Origin of the sequence: Halorubrum sp. LN27 (genome assembly GCF_016635065.1) — an archaeon.
Classification (GTDB): Archaea; Halobacteriota; Halobacteria; order Halobacteriales; family Haloferacaceae; genus Halorubrum; species Halorubrum salipaludis.
The window spans coordinates 2598538-2615354 of record NZ_JAEPET010000001.1; the positions used below are offsets into that span (position 1 = coordinate 2598538).

The window sequence follows — 16817 nt, forward strand, 5'->3', positions numbered from 1 at the left end:
CGGCGTCAGACGCCGTCTCGTCGCCCTGATCGACAACGCGTCGCACGAACGAGCAACGTCCGATCCCGCCGACAGCTTTCTCCCCGTGACGCCCCTCCGTTCGGCCATGTCAGGCTGGACGACCGACGAGATGCCGCGACTGGACGGGAAGACGGTGGTCGTCACCGGCGCGAACAGCGGGCTGGGCTACGAGGGGACGCGCGCGTTCGCCGCCAAGGGCGCCACCGTGGTGCTGGCGTGCCGGAGCGTCGGGCGCGGCGAGGGCGCGGCCGACGAGCTCCGGGCCGACGCCGGCGGCGAGGTCGTGGGGGAGCTCGACGTGCGCGAGTGCGACCTCGCCTCTCTCGACTCGGTGGCGGCCTTCGCGGAGGGACTGAGAGACGACTACGACGCGGTGGACGCCCTCTGTAACAACGCCGGCGTGATGGCGATCCCCCGCAGCGAGACCGAGGACGGCTTCGAGACGCAGTTCGGCGTCAACCACCTCGGGCACTTCGCGCTCACCGGACGGGTGTTCGATCTCCTCAACGCCGCCGAGGGGATCGAGGGTGACGCGCGCGTCGTCACCCAGTCGTCGGGCGCCCACGAGAGCGGCGAGATGGACTTCTCGGACCTCAACTGGGAGGAGTCGTACGGGAAGTGGAAGGCGTACGGCCGGAGCAAGCTCGCGAACCTGCTTTTCGCCTACGAGCTCCAGCGCCGGATCGACGCCGCGAGCGACGACGACCTCGGCGTCCGCAGCGTCGCGTGCCACCCCGGATACGCGGACACGAACCTCCAGATCCGGACCGGCGAGGAGAGCGGCAACCCCCTCATGAAGGTCGGCATGCGGCTGGCGAACGCGGTGCTCGGGCAGGACGCCGCCACCGGTGCGCTTCCGATGCTGTACGCGACCACCGCCGACGTCGACGGCGGCGCCTACGTCGAGCCCGGCGGACTGCTGAACATGCGCGGCGCGCCGACGATCGGCCGGTCAAACGACGCCTCCTACGACCGCGAGGACGCCCGGAAGCTCTGGGAGTACTCCGAGGAGGCGACCGGCGTGGAGTTCCCGGTCTGAGTCGGCGGCCCGCGCTAGTGTAACGTTCCCTCCCGCACGCGGTCGTCGTGGGCGAACAGCGCGTATCCCACGTCGACCGCCCGATGACCGGTCCGGTCGGCGATCTCGCGGATCGGACCGATCATCGCGACGTAGTCGGCGGCGTCGAACGACTCCTTCCGCCGGTCGAGGTAGCCCAGCCGCTCCAGCGAGGCCCACACGCGGGTGTCGACGACGGCGTGACGGTCGCCGTCGAGCGCGGCCAGCACGCACGACGCGGTCGGCGCCTTGAACCCCGAGAGGCCGGTGATCAGCTGGATCGCCGAGAAGTCGCCGTCGACCGTCCGGGCGTTGCGAGTCACCTCTCGGCAGCGGGCCTCGGGGTTCTTCTCGACGTGGTACGCGCTCCGCGTCGACGACTCGTAGGCGATCTCGTACAGCTGGTCGCGCGTCAGGTACCCCTGCGACCGGTACGTCTCGCCGAACTCGTCGAGCCGCTCGGGCAGGACGCCCTGCGTCTCCGCGTACCGATCGAGATGCTCGGAGACGAACGCGTCGAGGTCGGCGCTGTCGAGGTCGGCGCTGTCGAGGTCGTCGGCGTCCATGTCGGAGGTCCCCGCTCGACGGTCAAAATACCGGCGCCGCCGCTGGGGCGTGTCATATACGCGAGACGCGTTTCGAGAGCTGTCCGATGTCGCCGGTAGCGGATGCTGCCGAACGAGTTACAGCCGAGTGAGGTTCTTCGCGCGCGGACCCTTGTCCGCCTCCTCGATCTCGAACTCTACCTCCTGTCCCTCCTCGAGGTCCGGGCCGCCGACGTCTTCCATGTGGAAGAACACGTCCTCGTCAGCGTCGTCAGTCTCGATGAATCCGTAGCCGCCGGTGTCGTTGAAGAAGTCGACCTTGCCTGTCGCCATCGCGTCTGGACACACTCCCGACTGCGTCATAAGTGTTGTGTGCCGCCGGAATCGGACGTAAATTCCGGATACGCGGCCCGGAACCCTCGGATTACCCCTGTTTCCGCGCCATCTCCAGCGAGATGAAGAACCCGAAATACGCCGGGATCCCGGCGAGCATGAACATGTACAGCACCCACCGCGGGGAGTTCGAGAACAGGAAGTCGTACAGAAGCGAGACGGTCGTCACCCACACGACCGCGAACGCGAGGTCGTAGAGCATCCCACCTCGGTTCTCGCTGACGTGTCTCCGGAGGCGGTCGGCGACCGTCTCGTCGGGCTCCGAGTCGTTCGCGTAGTCCGTGTCGTTCGCGTCGGTCATGGGTGGGCGTGTGTGGCTGGCTACGTCGGTGTTCCGGAACCGACCGGGTCGGTCCCGCCCGTCGCAGACGCGAGGGGCGGAGGAAGGCGTCTCGGTTGGTCGGCTGGTCAGCTGGTACTTCGCAGCGAAAGCGGAGAGAGGCGGAACCGCGCCGCGTCAGTCCTCTTCGAGGTAGTCGACGACGAGGACGGGCACGTGCGTCGACCGCAGCGTCCGTTCGGTGACGCTCCCGAGGAGCGCGCGGCGGACGCCAGCGCGCCCGTGGCTCCCCATCACGATGAGGTCGATGTCGTGGTCCTCGGCGTAGTCGCCGATCACCTTGTGCGGCCGACCGCCGGAGACGTGTTCGACGACGTCGACGCCCCGCTCGGCGCCCTGCCCGGCGACCACGCCGGTCGCCTCGTCCGCCCGGTCTTTCAGCTCTCCCATCTCGTCGAACCGGCCCTGCTTGAGCCGGTCGACCTGTTCGGTTCCGAGGCTGAAGTTCACGGAGTCGATGTCGACCACGTACAGCGCGTGGACCTCGGCGTCGTACTTCTCCGCGAGGTCGAGCGCGTGGTCGACGGCGGACTCCGCGACGTCGCTTCCGTCCGTGGGTACGAGAATGCGTTCGTACATGATTACTCCGCCTCCTCCGTGGCGTCTTCGTCGACTGCGCGGTCACCGTCTGCGGCCGCGTCGTCGACCGTGCGGCCGCCGTCGGTCGCGACGTCCTCGCCGCCGTCCGCGGCGACGACGTCCTCGGCGGTCTCCTGTTGCCCCATCGGCTCGGGGCTGTGGCACTGCCGGACGATCCGCTTCGTCTCGAGCGACGGCTCGTCGGTCGCCATCGAGACGACGATGGTGACGACGAACACGACCGGGAGCGTGATGAGCGCCGAGCCGATGGCGGGCATCCAGGTCGCGAGCCCGGCCGACAGCGGCGCCTCGAGCGAACTGATGTACGTCGGGACGATCTGGTTGATCATCGGGATGGACCAGAGCGTGAGCCCGGTCGTCATGCCGGCCAGCGCCCCCTGCCGGTTGGCGTTCTCCCACCACATGCCGAGGAAGAACATCGGGAACAGCACGGAGCCGGCGAGCGAGAACGCGTAGCCCACGAGCGCCGCGATCGACGACGCGGGGTTGAGCGCGGCCAGCGTGGTCAGCGCGCCGAGCGCGACGATCGAGAGGCGGCCGACGAGGATCTGCTGGCGCTGCGTCGCGTCCTCGTTGATGATGTTGGTGTAGATGTCGTGGCTGATCGCCGACGAGCCGGCGATGAACAGCCCGGCGACCGTCGCGATGGCCGCGGCGATACCGCCCGCCGCGACGATGCCGACGAACCACTCGGGCAGCCCGGACAGCTGCGCCGCCAGCACGACGATGACCTCGCTGGCCGCGCCAGACATGCCGGGATCGCCGTAGGTGGCGCCGACGTTCTGGGTGTACAGGTCGGTCCCGAACGCCGCGAAGGCCGGGGCGCTCCAGTAGAGGATACAGATGAAGAACAGCCCCCAGACCGTCGACCAGCGGGCCGTCCGTTCGCTCTCGACCGTGTAGAACCGGACGAGGACGTGCGGCAGCCCGCAGGTGCCGACGATCAGCGAGAACGTCGTGGCGACCCAGAGGTAGTAGCTCGAGGACGCGAACGGCTCGGAGAACTCGCCGCCGAGCTCGCTGATCAGCATCCCGTACTCGAGCTGCGGCAGCACCGTGGAGTAGCCGTTGGTGTATCCGACGACGAACAGCCCGACGACGAACGCGAGGATGAGGATGACATACTGGACCGCCTGGTTCTTCGTGGCGCCCAGCATGCCGGACAGCGTCAGGTAGCCGACGGTGACGACCATCATGGCGACGACCATCACCTGGTACCCGTCTAAGCCGGGGATGAGGCCGCCGTAGTCACCGAAGATGTACAGGCCGACCAAGGCCATCCCCTTCGCCTGCCCGATGGCGTAGACGAAGCCGATGAGGAACGTCGTCACCGCCGCGATGGCGCGCGCGGTGTCGGAGTTGAAGCGGTCGCCGACGAAGTCCGGCGCCGTGTACTTCCCGAACCGGCGCAGCTGCGCGGCGAGGAAGATGAGCAGGATGAAGTAACCCGTCGTCCAGCCGACGACGAACACCAGTCCGTAGAACCCGGCCAGCGCGATCGACGCCGCCATCCCGAGATAGGACGCGGCCGACATCCAGTTGGCCCCGATCGCCATCCCGTTCTCGACGTTCCCGATGGACCGACCGGCGACCCACATGTCGTCCGTGTCGGCCACGCGGAAGACGAAGCCGATGGTGAGGAACAGCGCCAGCATCCCGAGCACGAGGAGCGCCGGGGCGGCCTTGAACGAGATGTCGAGGGCCTCCGGAAGGAGGTCGCTCTGGAGGAGGATCGAACTCGCCGTCATTCGTCGGTCCCTCCGTCGGCCGCGACGTCAGCGGCGCCGTGATCGATACCGTACTTGTCGTCGAGCGCGTCCCGCTTGCGCGAGTACCAGAACGCTAAGATTAGCGCGCTGGTCGGCGCGCCGAACGCCACGAGGAAGTAGTGGATCGGGAACCCGAGGATCGGCATCGTCGACGTCATCGTATCGGGCGCGAGCCGCGTCAGCGTTACCGGTCCCCACACCGCGAGGACCCAGACCGCGAACCCGGCCCAGACGATGCGGAGGTGATCGCGCATGTACGGCGTGCTCGGATTCAGGATGTTCACCTCCGCGCCGAGGTAGTCGGTGTCGTTGTGCGCCTGTGCCGCGCCGGTCGCGGCGACGCCGCCGTCGGTGGCCGCGTCGTCTGCTGCGCGCCCCCCGTCGGTGGCCGCGTCGTCCGCTGCGCGTCCCCCGTCGGTGGCTGCATCGTCGGCTACGCTGCCACCATCGGTGACCGCGCCGTCCGAGTTTCGTGAGCTATTGTCTGTCATGTGTTGTGGTGTGTATTGACGTGGTTCGTTTGTGCGGTTTTTTCGTGATAGTTGTCTGCGGTGTCGAACGCGTCGTCGTCTGGTGTCTCGAAAACGGTGGTGTGGCGGTTACTCGCCTTTCGCCTTCCGCTGGATCTCCTCAACGATCTCCGGGTTCCGGAGCGTGCTGGTGTTCCCCAGCTCCTTGCCGTCGGCGATGTTCTCCAGCAGGCGACGCATGATCTTCCCGGACCGGGTCTTCGGCAGGTCGGGCGTGAACACGACCTGCTCCGGCCGGGCGATCGGGCCGATGGCGTCCTCGACGCCCGCGACGATCGCGTCGCGGAGCTCGTCGTTGCCCTCGTACCCGTCCTCGGTAGTCACGTACGCGTAGACGGCCTCGCCCTTGATGTCGTGGTCGCCGCCGACCACGGCGGCCTCGGCGACGCCCTCGACGCCGACGATCGCGGACTCGATCTCCATCGTCCCGAGCCGGTGGCCCGAGACGTTGAGCACGTCGTCGACGCGCCCGAGGACGGTGATGTAGCCGTCCTCGTCGATCTTGGCGCCGTCCTCCGGGAAGTACACCCAGTCGTCGGGGTCGTCGCTGTCGGTGTCGGAGTACTCCGCCCAGTACTCCTCGATGTAGCGCTCGTCGTTGTTGTACAGCGTCCGGAGCATGCCGGGCCACGGCTTCTGTACCGTGAGGTAGCCGGCCTTTCCGGGCTCGACCTCGTCGCCGAGCGTGTCGAGAATCTGCACGTCGAGCCCCGGGAGCGGCGGTCCGGCCGCCCCGGGCTTCATGTCTTTGACCCCGGGCAGCGTCGTCACCATCATGCCGCCGGTCTCGGTCTGCCACCAGGTGTCGACGATCGGGCACTCCTCGTTCCCGATGTGCTGGTAGTACCACTTCCACGCCCGCGGGTTGATCGGCTCGCCGACCGTGCCGAGCAGCCGGAGCGAGGAGAGGTCGTGGCGGTCGGGGAACTCCTCGCCCCACTTCATGAACGCGCGGATCGCGGTGGGCGCGGTGTACAGCTGGGTCGCCTCGTGCTCCTCGACGATCTCCCAGAGGCGGTCGCGCTCCGGGTGGTCCGGCGTCCCCTCGTACATCATCGTCGTCGTCCCGAGCGCGAGCGGCCCGTAGACGATGTAGGAGTGACCCGTGATCCACCCGATGTCGGCCGAACAGAAGTACGTGTCATCCGGCTTGATGTCGAGGACCGACTGCGAGGTCCACGACACCCACGAGAGGTAGCCGCCGGTCGTGTGTTTCACGCCCTTCGGCTTCCCCGTCGTCCCCGAGGTGTACATCAGGAACAGCATATCTTCGGCGTCGCGGGTGACCGGCTCGACCTCGGCGCCCTCGTGGTCCGCGACGAGGTCGCCGTAGTCGATCTGGTCGTCGCCGAGCTCGTGACCGAAGTCGTCGCCGTTCGGGCCGAGCCGGTCGACGACGACCGTGGTCGTGTCGTGCTCGACGTCCGCGAGCCCCTCGTTGGCCTTGTCGAGGTGGTCGAGGGGGTCGCCGCGGCGGTAGTAGCCGTCGCAGGTGACGAGGTACTCCGAGTCCGCGGAGTTCATTCGCGTCGCGAGCGCGTCCGCCGAGAACCCGGCGAACACGACGCTGTGGGGCGCGCCGATCCGGGCGCACGCCAGCATCGCGATGGGCAGCTCCGGGATCATCGGCATGTACATCGTCACCACGTCGTCCTCCTCGACGCCCTGCGCTCGGAGCGCGGCCGCGAACTCGTTCACCTCGCGGTGCAGCTCCTCGTAGGTGAACGACCGGTCGTCCTCGTCGACGGGCTCGCCGACCCACTCGATCGCGACCTCGTCGCCGCGCTCGTCGAGGTGTCGGTCGAGGCAGTTGGCCGACGCGTTCAGCTCGCCGCCGGTGAACCACTCGTAGAAGGGAGGGTTGCTGTCGTCCAGCACCTGGTCGTAGTCCGTCTCCCAGTCGAGCAGATCGGCGGCCGCCTCCCAACACTCCGGCCAGTTCTCGTCGAACTCGTCGTAGACGCCGGGATCCGAGACGTTCGCCTGCTCGACGAACGACTCCGGCGGCTCGAACACCTCCTGCTCTGCCAGTCTCGCTTCCAGTTGACCGTCTCCCTCTGTCATGGTACGGGCATACCCAACCGATCTCAGCATATAAACGCTGGCGCTAAATACGAAAAATCGTTATAGATACGCGGTGTAATTCGGAACGCTCCGACCGCCTCGGAGCCGATTCACTCCCGATCGGGGCGCCGCGTCCGACGACCGTCTTCGAAGAGCTCGTCGAGCAGCCTGCGCTGTGCCTTCCGGAGGTGGTTGTGGAACGTCGGGGAGGAGACGTCCATGGCGTCGGCGACCTCCTCGGCGGTGCTCCCCCGCGGCCAGTCGAAGTACCCGCCGTGGTACGCGGCCGACAGCGCCGCCCACTGCCTGTCGGTGAACCGGTCGGCGACGCCCTCCCGCAGCGAGTCCTCGCTCCGGGGCGACCGCGGCACCGACTCCTTGCTCGCGAGCCGCGCGTCGGCGAAGGCGTCTCGGAACCCGTCGGCGACGGGGCGGACGTCGGCCCCCTCCGGGAGGTCGGCGACGACCCGGACTCGCCCGTCCTCGGCAGTCGCGTCGCGGACGGTCGCGCCGTGTTCGGTGAGCGTCCGGACCGCGGACCCGCCCGCCACGCGCGCTGACACGTCGCAGCCGTCCTCGCGGGTCTCGATCACGCGGAGGTCGGAGACGCCGGACGCGCCGGCGATCACGTCGGCGAGCGCCTGCGGCCGCGCGCCCTCGACCGAGAGGTAGAAGCGGGAGGCGTCGTCGTCGACCGCCACCGTCGAGGCCAGCCCGATCCGGCAGCCGAGCGCCGCGCTCGCGCGGGCGAGGAACGCCCCCTCGTCGCCGGTGTGGAACTCCACCTCGGTCACCGCGTCGGAGTGGAGCAGGTCGCGCCAGCGCCCCGCGGTCACCGCCCATCCGAGGCACTGACCGAGCGCCGCGATCTCACGCCGCTCCGCCGACGAGACGGGGGAAATCGGAGCGTCTCCGCCGGCGACGACGCACAGCGCGCCGTGGGTCACGTCGCGGTACCGAACGGGGACCGCGATCGCCGGCCGCCCCGCGGTCGCGGTCGCCCCCTCAGTCGCGACCGGCTCCCCCTCCGCGACCGCGTCCCGCCACGGGCCCTCGGCGGTCGCGCCACGGTCGCGGAGCGCCTCCCGACCGACGCCGGCCGCGCCCGCGATCTCGACGCGGTCGCGGTCGCCCGCCCTGCGAACGACCCACGACTCGGCCCAGCGGTCGGCCTCGACGACCCCGTCCGGGACCGCCGCGAGGGGGTCCTCCCGCCCCTCGCGGTCCGCGAGCGCCTCGAACCCGCCGAGCGCGGTCGGCGCCGTCATCGCCCCCGATCCGTCCGGCGAACCGACACCGTCGCCGCCGAACGCCTCGGCGATCGCCTCCCCGTCGAGCGGTCCGAGGTAGCCGTCGAGCGTCGCCATCGTCTCCCAGCCCCCGGCCTCGCGGACGGCGTGGGGGTCGACGCCGCGGTCGACGAGGAGCCGCCGCGCGAAGGTCCGCCGCAGGTCCCGCGGGGTAACCCCGGGGTCGACGAGGCCGTCGGTCCGCGCCGCCGCGCGCTCCGCGGTCTCGCTCACGATCATCTGGACGCGGCGGGGCGACACGTCGACGAACGGCTCCGACTCCCCGAGGTCGGCGCTCTCGGCGTACCGCCGCAGCTCCGCCGCCAGCGACGCCGGAACTGCCGTCTCGCGGTCGATCGGGCTCCCGTCACGCGCCGCGGCCTCCGACTCGGAGCCGTCGTCTGCGCCCGCCTCCACACCCGTCGCCGCGTCGTCGGACGGGACCGCGAGCACGGAGAGGTCCGCGTCGCCCTCCGGCTCCCGGAGGTGACGCGGGGCGACGCGCGTGATCTCGCCGGTCCGGAGGCCGGCCTCGCCGGCGAGGCGAACGGTCAGCGCGGCGCGGTACGTCTCCGCCGCGGTCACGAGCGCCTCGTACGCCTCGTCGTCCAGTCCGTCTGCCATTCGTTTCGTGTACACTCAGAAAAGCGAAGTAAGTCTTTCCCTGTAACTCCCCGCAACCGAGCCATCGACGCTCTAATTCGGCGATCGACTCTCGGAGTGCGGTCGGGGATATCGATATATGCTTCAATGAGCGCGATATGTCGACGATCTGTTTCGCCCCTCAATACGAAACCGAAACAAAATCCGAACGCCGTCGACCCCCGTGCTGCGCTGCCGGACTCAGATCGGCTCAGCGGCTCACTCCGCTCCGCGATTCAGGCCGTCTCGGCGACTCCCCACGTGACGTGGTCCCACAGCCGCTCGTAACTGTAGTACGTTACCGTTTTCACCACGTTGGCGACGATTCCGATGTTCACGGCCGCGGCGACATCTCCGACGACCACCCACGCCACGAGAACCGTGATCGCGACCATGAGCGCCCGGTAACACACCGTTTTCGCGACGGCCCGCTTCCGGTCGTGGATCGCGGAGCGCGAGACGAGTCCACTCATGGGTCGAACAACGGTCTCCGAGAGTAAGAAACCACCAGACGTTTCCAAAAACTTCCTGTGAAACTTCAAATGGTTACATATTGTGCACGGCCGACTCGATCTCGCCGACGACCTCGGGGTTGCGGAGGGCGCTCACGTCGCCGAACTCGTCGCCGCGCGCGATGTCCTCCAGCAGACGGCGCATAATCTTCCCGGACCGGGTCTTCGGGAGATCCGGCGTGAACACGATCCGGTCGGGACGCGCCACGTCGCCGACCGCCCGCGCCAGCCGCTCTCCGATCTGCTCGCGGAGGGACTCGTCGGGGTCGACGTCGCCGCGGGTCGTGACGTACGCGACGATCCGCCCGTCGTCGTCGCCGACGACCGCGGCCTCCGTGACGCCGTCGCACCCGACGATGGCCGACTCCAGCTCCGCGGTGTTGAACCGGTGGGTCCGGACGTTGATCACGTCGTCGACGCGGCCGAGGATGGTCACGTAGCCGTCCTCGTCGACGGTGGCGCCGTCGCCGGTGCGGTACCGCCATCCGTCCTCGCCCTCCAGCCAGTACTCTCGCCGGTAGCGCTCGTCGCCCTCGCGGAGCCCGCGGAGCATCCCCGGCCACGGGGCGGCGATCGTGAGGTACCCCGGCTCGCCGGGGTCGACGGGCTCGCCGTCCTCGTCGACGACGCGCGCGTCGATCCCCGGCAGGGGCGGCCCGACCTTGCCGGGCTTCATCGGCGTGACCCCCGGCAGCGTCGCCAGCGAGATGGCGCCCGTCTCGGTCTGCCACCATGTGTCGACGATCGGCGCCTCGCCGCCCCCGACGTGCTCGCGGTACCAGCGCCACGCCTTCGGGGTGATCGACTCGCCGACCGTCCCCAGCAGGCGGATCGACGACAGGTCGTGGGCCTCGGGGTACTCCGCGCCCCACTTCATGAACGAGCGGATCGCGGTCGGCGAGGTGTAGAAGACGCTGACGGCGTTGCGCTCGATCAGGTCCCACACGCGGTCCCGGTCGGGGTAGTCGGGCGAGCCCTCGTAGAGGAGGGTCGTGGTCCCGACGGAGAGGGGCCCGTACACGCCGTAGGAGTGGCCCGTGATCCAGCCGATGTCGGCCGCGCACCAGTAGGTGTCGTCGGGGCGCACGTCGAGCACGTTCCGGGTCGTCCACGCGACGTGCGAGAGGTAGCCGCCGGTGGCGTGCTCGACGCCCTTCGGGCGCCCCGTGGTCCCGGAGGTGTACATCACGAAGAGCAGGTCGGTGGCGTCGCGCGCGACCGGCTCGACCGCCTCCCCGTCGTGGGCGTCCACGAGCGCCTCGTACTCGTGTTCGCCGTCCCCGAGGGTCACGTCGAGCGCGTCGCCGAGCCGGTCGACGACCACCGTCGCCGAGAGGTCGGCGTCCGCCCGGAGCCGGGCGTTGTCCGCCTTCGACTTCTGGTTGAACGCGTCCTCCCGGCGGTAGTAGCCGTCGCAGGTGACGAGGAACTCCGAGTCGGCGGCGTCGATCCGGGTCGCGAGCGCCTCGGCCGACAGCCCCGCGAAGACGACGTTGTGAGGCGCGCCGATCCGGGCGCACGCCAGCATCGCGATCGGCAGCTCCGGGATCATCGGGAGGTATAACGTCACCACGTCGTCCTCCTCGACGCCCAGCTCCCGCAGTCCGGCCGCGAGCGCGTTCACCTCGCGGTGGAGGTCGAGGTAGGTGTACGACCGCCGCTCCCCGCGCTTGCCGAACCAGCGGATCGCGAGCTGGTTCCGGCGCTCGTCGAGGTGGCGGTCGACGCAGTTCGCCGCGGCGTTGAGCCGCCCGTCCGGGAACCACTCGTAGAACGGCGGGTCGCTGTCGTCGAGGACGGTCTCGTAGGGACGGTCCCAGTCGAGCAGGTCGGCGGCGCGGCGCCACGCCTCGGGCCCCTCTTCGGCGAAGGCCGCGTACAGCTCCGGGTCGCTCGCGACAGCCCGGTCGCTGAACGCGGCGGGCGGCTCGACGACCTCCTCGTCGTCGCCGGCGGCGGCCTCGTCCGTCCGCCGGCCGTCGACTCCGGCGTAATCCATGATACTACCTCACAATCGAAGGAATGTATACTTTGTCCGCGAACCCGGCGCCCGGATCGATCGGAAACGGGGGACCGGAGCCGACGAAGGGTGGTGGAGACCGGAGCCGACGAAGGGTGGTGGAGACCGGAGCCGACAGAGAGCCAGAATCCTACGTCGACTCCGCTGGCGCGAGCCCGGCCGCCTTCGACCGAGCGCGCGCGACGATCGACGGCTTCGCCTCGAAGTCGAGCGTGACCTGGTCGTCCGCGTACGTCTCCGCCTCGACGTGGCCGTGGTCGTGGACCCACGAGACGAGGCTCATCGCGTCGTCGGAGAGGGGAAGGACGAGCCGCTCGCGCTCCCAGTCCGGCAGCTCGGCCTCGACACGGTCGCGGAGCTCCGCGACGCCGGCGCCCGTCTTCGCCGAGACGGCGACGGGGTCGGGCGCGACCCCCGAGAGCGCGGCGCGCTTGTCCGCCAGCTCGCCCGGCGCCAGCCGGTCGACCTTGTTGAACACGGTGACGATCGGCGCCTCGTTGCGCTCGTAGAGGGTGTCGTGGCTCGTGACGAGCTTCTCGCGCATCTCCTCGACGGGCTCGCTCGCGTCGACGACGAGCAGCACGAGGTCGGCGCGGTACACGGAGTCGAGCGTCGACTCGAACGACTCCACCAGCCAGTGGGGGAGGTCCGCGATGAACCCGACCGTGTCGGTCAGCAGCACGTCGCGCTTCTCCATCTCGGCGCGGCGGGTGGTGGTGCCGAGGGTGGTAAAGAGCATGTCCTGCGACTCCGCGGTCGTGTCGAGATCGGGGTGGCGCTCGGCGTTCTCGTCGACATCGATCTCGGCCGCGAGCCGGCGCATCAGCGTCGACTTGCCGGCGTTGGTGTAGCCCGCGAGCGCGACCAGGTCGAACCCGGAGTCGCGGCGCTGCTCGCGCCGCGCCTCCTCCTTCTCCGCGATCGACTCGAGCTCGTCGCGGATCTCCGAGATCTGGCGTTTGATGTCGCGCTCGACGCTCTCGTCGTACTCGCCGAGCCCCATGAACCCCGGCCGCTCGTCGCGCTTCGCGAGGCTCGCCTTCGCCTCGGCGCGCGGGAGCTCGTACCGCAGCTCCGCGAGCTCGACCTGCAGCTGGGCCTTCCGGGTGTTCGCGCGCTGCCCGAAGATCTCGAGGATGAGCGTGAACCGGTCGATCACCTCGACGCCCTCGGGGAGCTCGCCCCCGATGTTGAACGTCTGGTACGGCCCCACGTCGTTGTCGACGATCACGGCGGTCGCGTCGGTCCGGCGGACCAGGTCGCGGAGCTCCGCGACCTTCCCCTTCCCGAACATGAACGCGGCGTCCTCGGTCCGGGTCTGGGTGAGTTCGCCGACCACGTCGTAGCCCGCGGCGGCCGCGAGCTGGCTGATCTCGGTCAGGTCCGCCGATCCGGACTCGACGCGCTTGGCGACGACCGCGCGCTTCTCCGCGGCGGTCGGCTCGGTGTCGGTCGCCGTCCCCTGAGTGCTCCCGGTCATAACAGGAGGTCCCGGGCGGCGTACGCGGCGTGGTGTGCTGCCTGCACTGTTTCGCGCTCCCCTATGCTCTCGACGTATTTAAACTCGGGTTGGAAGCTCAGTCCCACCCGCTCGGCGGGCTCCTCGTAGAACTCGCCGTGTTCGGCGACGATCGGTCCCTCGGGCGGCTCCGGGAGGCCCCCGACCGCCTCCGCCGTGAGGGCGACGGTCGCCTCGAGGGTCGGCCCCTCGCGCACGGCGGCAAAGCCCATCCCCTCGACCGACCGGATCCGCGTCGAGTCGATCCGGGCGTGGACCGCGGCCGCGACCATCAGGTACTCGCCGGCCTCCTCGTGGCGACCGCTGATGTCGACGCCGACGACCTCAGGGGCGGGCGCCCGCCACCTCGGTTCGGTCGGAACGCGGCTCCGTCGCGGGGGCTGTCGTGTCCATACGCTCCGATAGGCCGCCCGGCGAATTGAACGTTTCCGTGGTCGGGATCGAGGTAGTACTCAAAAGTAACCGCGTCGTCGGCGACGATCGCTGATAAATAACGCCGCGTGACGGGTCAGCTTCGCTAGGCTTCGTCGAACAGCGTCTCGCCCTCGACCATGTGCTCCTCGACGGTGTCCATGTCGAGCGTGAGGCCGATCCCGGGCTTCTCCGGCACCTCGATGTAGCCGTCCTCGATGACGTCCTCCTCGACCAGATCCTCCCACCAGCCGAGCTCGTAGGAGTGGTACTCGATCGCCAGCGAGTTCGGGATGGAGGTGCCGACGTGGGCCGCCGCCATCGTCGCGATCGGGGAGGCGACGTTGTGCATCGCGACCGGGACGTAGTACTGGTTCGCCACGTCCGCGATCTTGCGGGTCTCACGCATGCCGCCGACCTTCGGCAGGTCGGGCGCGACGATGTCGACCGCCTGGTTCTCGATGAGGCGGCGGAGCTCCGTGACGCGGTAGCGGTTCTCGCCGACCGTGATCGGCGTGATCGTGTTCTTCGTCACTTCCTCCTGCACCTCGAGGTTCTCCGGCGGGACGGGGTCTTCGAGCCACCACACGTCGTACTCCTCAATGGCGTCCGCGAGGCGCTTCGCGGAGCCGCCCGAGAACGTCCAGTGGCAGTCGAAGGCCACGTCGGCCTTGTCCTTCACGCGCTCGGTGACCTTCTCGACGATCTCCGCCTTGTGGCGGATCTCGCCGGGACGGAGGTGGCGGTTCGCGCGGTCCTTCTCGAAGCCGCTCGGCACGTCCAGATCGAACTTCAGGGCGTCGTAGCCGAGCTCGTCGACGACGCGCTCGGCCTCGTCGGCGCACGCCTCGGGGTCGGCCTCCTCCTCGGTGTGGCAGTCGCAGTACACGCGCATCTTGTCGCGGTACTTGCCGCCGAGCAGCTGGTAGGCGGGCACGTCGAGGATCTTGCCGGCCACGTCGTGGAGCGCGACCTCGATCCCGGAGATCGCGGTGACGGTGACGCCCTCGACGGAGCCCTCGCCCGACATCTTCTGAATGAGGTGCTCGTAGAGCCGGTCGATGTCGAGCGGGTTCTCGCCGATCACGAACGGCTTCATGCGCTCGATCAGCTCGGGGACGCCGGCGCCCCAGTACGCCTCGCCGGTGCCGACGACGCCCGCGTCGGTGTACACGCGGACCAGCGTCCACGGGAAGTTCCCGTCGACCATCGTCGTCTGTACGTCCGTGATCTCGACGTCGCGCCCGCCGCCGCGCGAGCCCGTGGTCCCCATCGTTTCGGCGGAGAGTTCCCGCATCGTGTACTCCGCGTTCGGGTCGTGGAGCGACTCGTAGTTTCGGCTCATAGACGGCGATTCATTCGGAACAGGGTAAACGTTTATGTTCCTCTGAGGAAGGGTTCGCTCGGCGCGAACGCCGCTTTCCGTCCCCCGCGTAAATAGGGGGTTTTTCATTGACGTGTCCGCAACTGTCCGCATGGTCGAACTCACGGATTCGCTGAAGTGTCTCTTTACCGGGACAGTAGAGGAGCGCGGCGACGAGCACGTCGTTCGGATCCCCGCCACGGAGATCGAACACGGGACGATCGAGGCGGGCGAGTCGTACCGGGTCGCCCTGATCAAACGGGAGGGGGACGACGGCGGCGCGACCGTCGCGGCCGACGACGCCGGCGCCGTCGCCACCAACGGCGCGGGGGGAAGCCCAGCGTCAACGACGACGCGAGCGGCGACCGACGCCGAAGCCTCCGGCCCGCCGGTCTCCGAGGGCGACGTGCGAGAGGTGACGATCGAGACGCTCGGCGACAAGGGCGACGGGATCGCGAAGATCGAGCGGGGGTACGTCGTCATCGTCCCGGACTCCGAGCCGGGCGACGAGCCGACCGTCGAGATCACGAGCGTCCGCGAGAACGTCTCGTTCGCGGAAGTCGTCGGGGAGTAGGTCTCTTCTCTCTCGTCCGGCGAGGTCGTCTACCGCGGCGCGTCCTCGGGGTCGCTCCGCGAGAACAGCTTCCTGAGGTGCCCCGGCGAGAAGAAGGAGCTCGGCCGGTCCATGTGGACGCCGATCTCGCCCGACAGCGCCCGCAGCCCGGCCCGCTGGACCGGCTCTGGGAGGGAGTAACACCGGCGGATCGCCGCGCCGAGCCGGATCTCGGTGCCGATCGCCTCCCGCCACCCGGACTCGTAGTGGGCGAGCGTGTCCGGGTCGTCGGGGTCGATCGCCTCGGCCGCCACGTCCGCCGCGGTCATCCCGTACAGGATCCCCCCGCCGGTGAACGGCTTCGTCTGCGCGGCGGCGTCGCCGATCAGGAACGCCCGGTCGGTCGTCACGCGCTCGGGGGGACCGATCGGGATCGCCCCCGAGCAGAACCGGTCCGTCGTCACGTCGTAGGCGTCGGTGAGCCGGTCGAACATCGCGGACACGTCGTCGCTCGGCGGCGCCGCGAGCCCGTACTCCACGCCCGCGTCGCCGCGGGGGATCCGCCACGCGAAGAACGTCGGGGCGGTGAGGTGGACGTCGACGAGGTCCCCGTCGTCCGGCGCGTCGTCGAACGCGAGCACCCCGTGGAGCAGCTCGTCCGGCTCGGGGAGGTCGAGCGACCGCCGGACCCGCGACGTGGGGCCGTCGCAGCCGGCGACCATCCGCGCCGCGACCGACTCCACGTCGCCCGCCGGCGTCCGGACCTCGACGACGACCCGGTCGTCGCGCTCGTCGACGCCGACGACAGTGTGGCCCTCTCGCACGTCCGCGCCGGCCTCCCGCGCGCAGTCGGCGAGGGTCCGGTCGAGCCCGACCCGGTCGATCACGTTCGAGACGGGCTCGGGCTTGTAGAAGGGATACGCCTTCGACCCGGGCCCGCCGACGTGGAAGCGCGCGCCGTACACCCGGTTCTGGAGGAGCTCGCCGCGCGCGTCGTCCGGGACGTACTCCCACACGTCGTCGGAGACGTGTCCGGAGCAGGCCAGCGGGGTCCCGACCGACCCCTTCTCGAAGACGACGACGTCGCGGCCGGCCGCGGCGGCGCGCCGGGCGAACCGCGACCCCGGCGGCCCCGCGCCCACGACGACGAAATCGTGCATGGAGGGAGCGTGGTGACGGGGACTTATAA

Annotated in this window: 16 protein-coding genes; 2 read left to right on the top strand and 14 right to left on the bottom strand. The window is 69.5% G+C overall.

Annotation, left to right across the window (positions count from 1 at the left end; translation table 11 throughout):
* The first annotated feature begins 106 nt into the window (after positions 1-106).
* Positions 107-1060 carry an oxidoreductase gene (locus JIN95_RS12785; protein WP_200531732.1) on the top strand — a complete coding sequence of 318 codons (954 nt, stop codon included), beginning with the start codon at positions 107-109 and terminating at the stop codon, positions 1058-1060.
* A 14-nt stretch (positions 1061-1074) separates the two neighbouring features.
* Here the strand turns inward: JIN95_RS12785 and JIN95_RS12790 are convergent, their stop codons facing one another.
* The 13 genes from JIN95_RS12790 to JIN95_RS12850 all read right to left on the bottom strand — a co-directional run bounded on the left by JIN95_RS12790 (position 1075) and on the right by JIN95_RS12850 (position 15057).
* A complete protein-coding gene (locus JIN95_RS12790) occupies positions 1075-1644 on the bottom strand; it encodes a hypothetical protein (protein WP_200531733.1) in 570 nt (189 codons plus the stop codon).
* A 117-nt stretch (positions 1645-1761) separates the two neighbouring features.
* Positions 1762-1956, bottom strand: coding sequence for a cold-shock protein (locus JIN95_RS12795; RefSeq protein WP_095635894.1), 195 nt, complete (start codon positions 1954-1956; stop codon positions 1762-1764).
* A 91-nt stretch (positions 1957-2047) separates the two neighbouring features.
* A complete protein-coding gene (locus JIN95_RS12800; protein WP_095635893.1) occupies positions 2048-2317 on the bottom strand; it encodes a hypothetical protein in 270 nt (89 codons plus the stop codon).
* A 156-nt stretch (positions 2318-2473) separates the two neighbouring features.
* Entirely contained in the window at positions 2474-2935 is a 462-nt protein-coding gene (locus tag JIN95_RS12805; RefSeq protein ID WP_095635892.1) for a universal stress protein, read from the bottom strand.
* Positions 2936-2937: 2 nt separating this feature from the next.
* The gene (locus JIN95_RS12810) at positions 2938-4704 is read right to left on the bottom strand and encodes a VC_2705 family sodium/solute symporter (protein ID WP_095635891.1); all 1767 of its coding nucleotides are present in this window, start codon (positions 4702-4704) and stop codon (positions 2938-2940) included.
* Complete coding sequence (locus tag JIN95_RS12815) at positions 4701-5216, bottom strand: DUF4212 domain-containing protein (protein WP_200531734.1); 516 nt, start codon at positions 5214-5216, stop codon at positions 4701-4703. Before JIN95_RS12815 ends, JIN95_RS12810 begins: the two co-directional genes overlap by 4 nt.
* 108 nt (positions 5217-5324) lie before the next feature.
* The gene (gene acs / locus JIN95_RS12820; RefSeq protein WP_200531735.1) at positions 5325-7319 is read right to left on the bottom strand and encodes an acetate--CoA ligase; all 1995 of its coding nucleotides are present in this window, start codon (positions 7317-7319) and stop codon (positions 5325-5327) included.
* Between the two features lie 110 nt (positions 7320-7429).
* A complete protein-coding gene (locus JIN95_RS12825) occupies positions 7430-9232 on the bottom strand; it encodes a bacterio-opsin activator domain-containing protein (RefSeq protein WP_095635888.1) in 1803 nt (600 codons plus the stop codon).
* Positions 9233-9486: 254 nt separating this feature from the next.
* Entirely contained in the window at positions 9487-9723 is a 237-nt protein-coding gene (locus JIN95_RS12830; protein WP_200531736.1) for a DUF2061 domain-containing protein, read from the bottom strand.
* A 73-nt stretch (positions 9724-9796) separates the two neighbouring features.
* Complete coding sequence (acs, locus tag JIN95_RS12835) at positions 9797-11761, bottom strand: acetate--CoA ligase (protein ID WP_200531737.1); 1965 nt, start codon at positions 11759-11761, stop codon at positions 9797-9799.
* A 151-nt stretch (positions 11762-11912) separates the two neighbouring features.
* Positions 11913-13262, bottom strand: coding sequence for a GTPase HflX (hflX, locus tag JIN95_RS12840; protein ID WP_200531738.1), 1350 nt, complete (start codon positions 13260-13262; stop codon positions 11913-11915).
* The gene (locus JIN95_RS12845) at positions 13259-13609 is read right to left on the bottom strand and encodes a DUF2209 family protein (protein WP_200532154.1); all 351 of its coding nucleotides are present in this window, start codon (positions 13607-13609) and stop codon (positions 13259-13261) included. Before JIN95_RS12845 ends, hflX begins: the two co-directional genes overlap by 4 nt.
* A gap of 209 nt (positions 13610-13818) precedes the next feature.
* Positions 13819-15057 carry a mandelate racemase/muconate lactonizing enzyme family protein gene (locus JIN95_RS12850; protein WP_200531739.1) on the bottom strand — a complete coding sequence of 413 codons (1239 nt, stop codon included), beginning with the start codon at positions 15055-15057 and terminating at the stop codon, positions 13819-13821.
* Positions 15058-15187: 130 nt separating this feature from the next.
* Between JIN95_RS12850 and JIN95_RS12855 the strand changes: the two genes are divergently transcribed.
* Positions 15188-15649: a TRAM domain-containing protein gene (locus JIN95_RS12855; RefSeq protein WP_095635882.1), complete on the top strand. Its 462-nt coding sequence runs from the start codon at positions 15188-15190 to the stop codon at positions 15647-15649.
* Between the two features lie 29 nt (positions 15650-15678).
* Here JIN95_RS12855 and JIN95_RS12860 read toward each other — a convergent pair whose 3' ends face one another.
* Positions 15679-16788, bottom strand: a complete 1110-nt coding sequence (locus JIN95_RS12860) for a geranylgeranyl reductase family protein (RefSeq protein WP_200531740.1) — start codon at positions 16786-16788, stop codon at positions 15679-15681.
* Positions 16789-16817 lie beyond the last annotated feature (29 nt).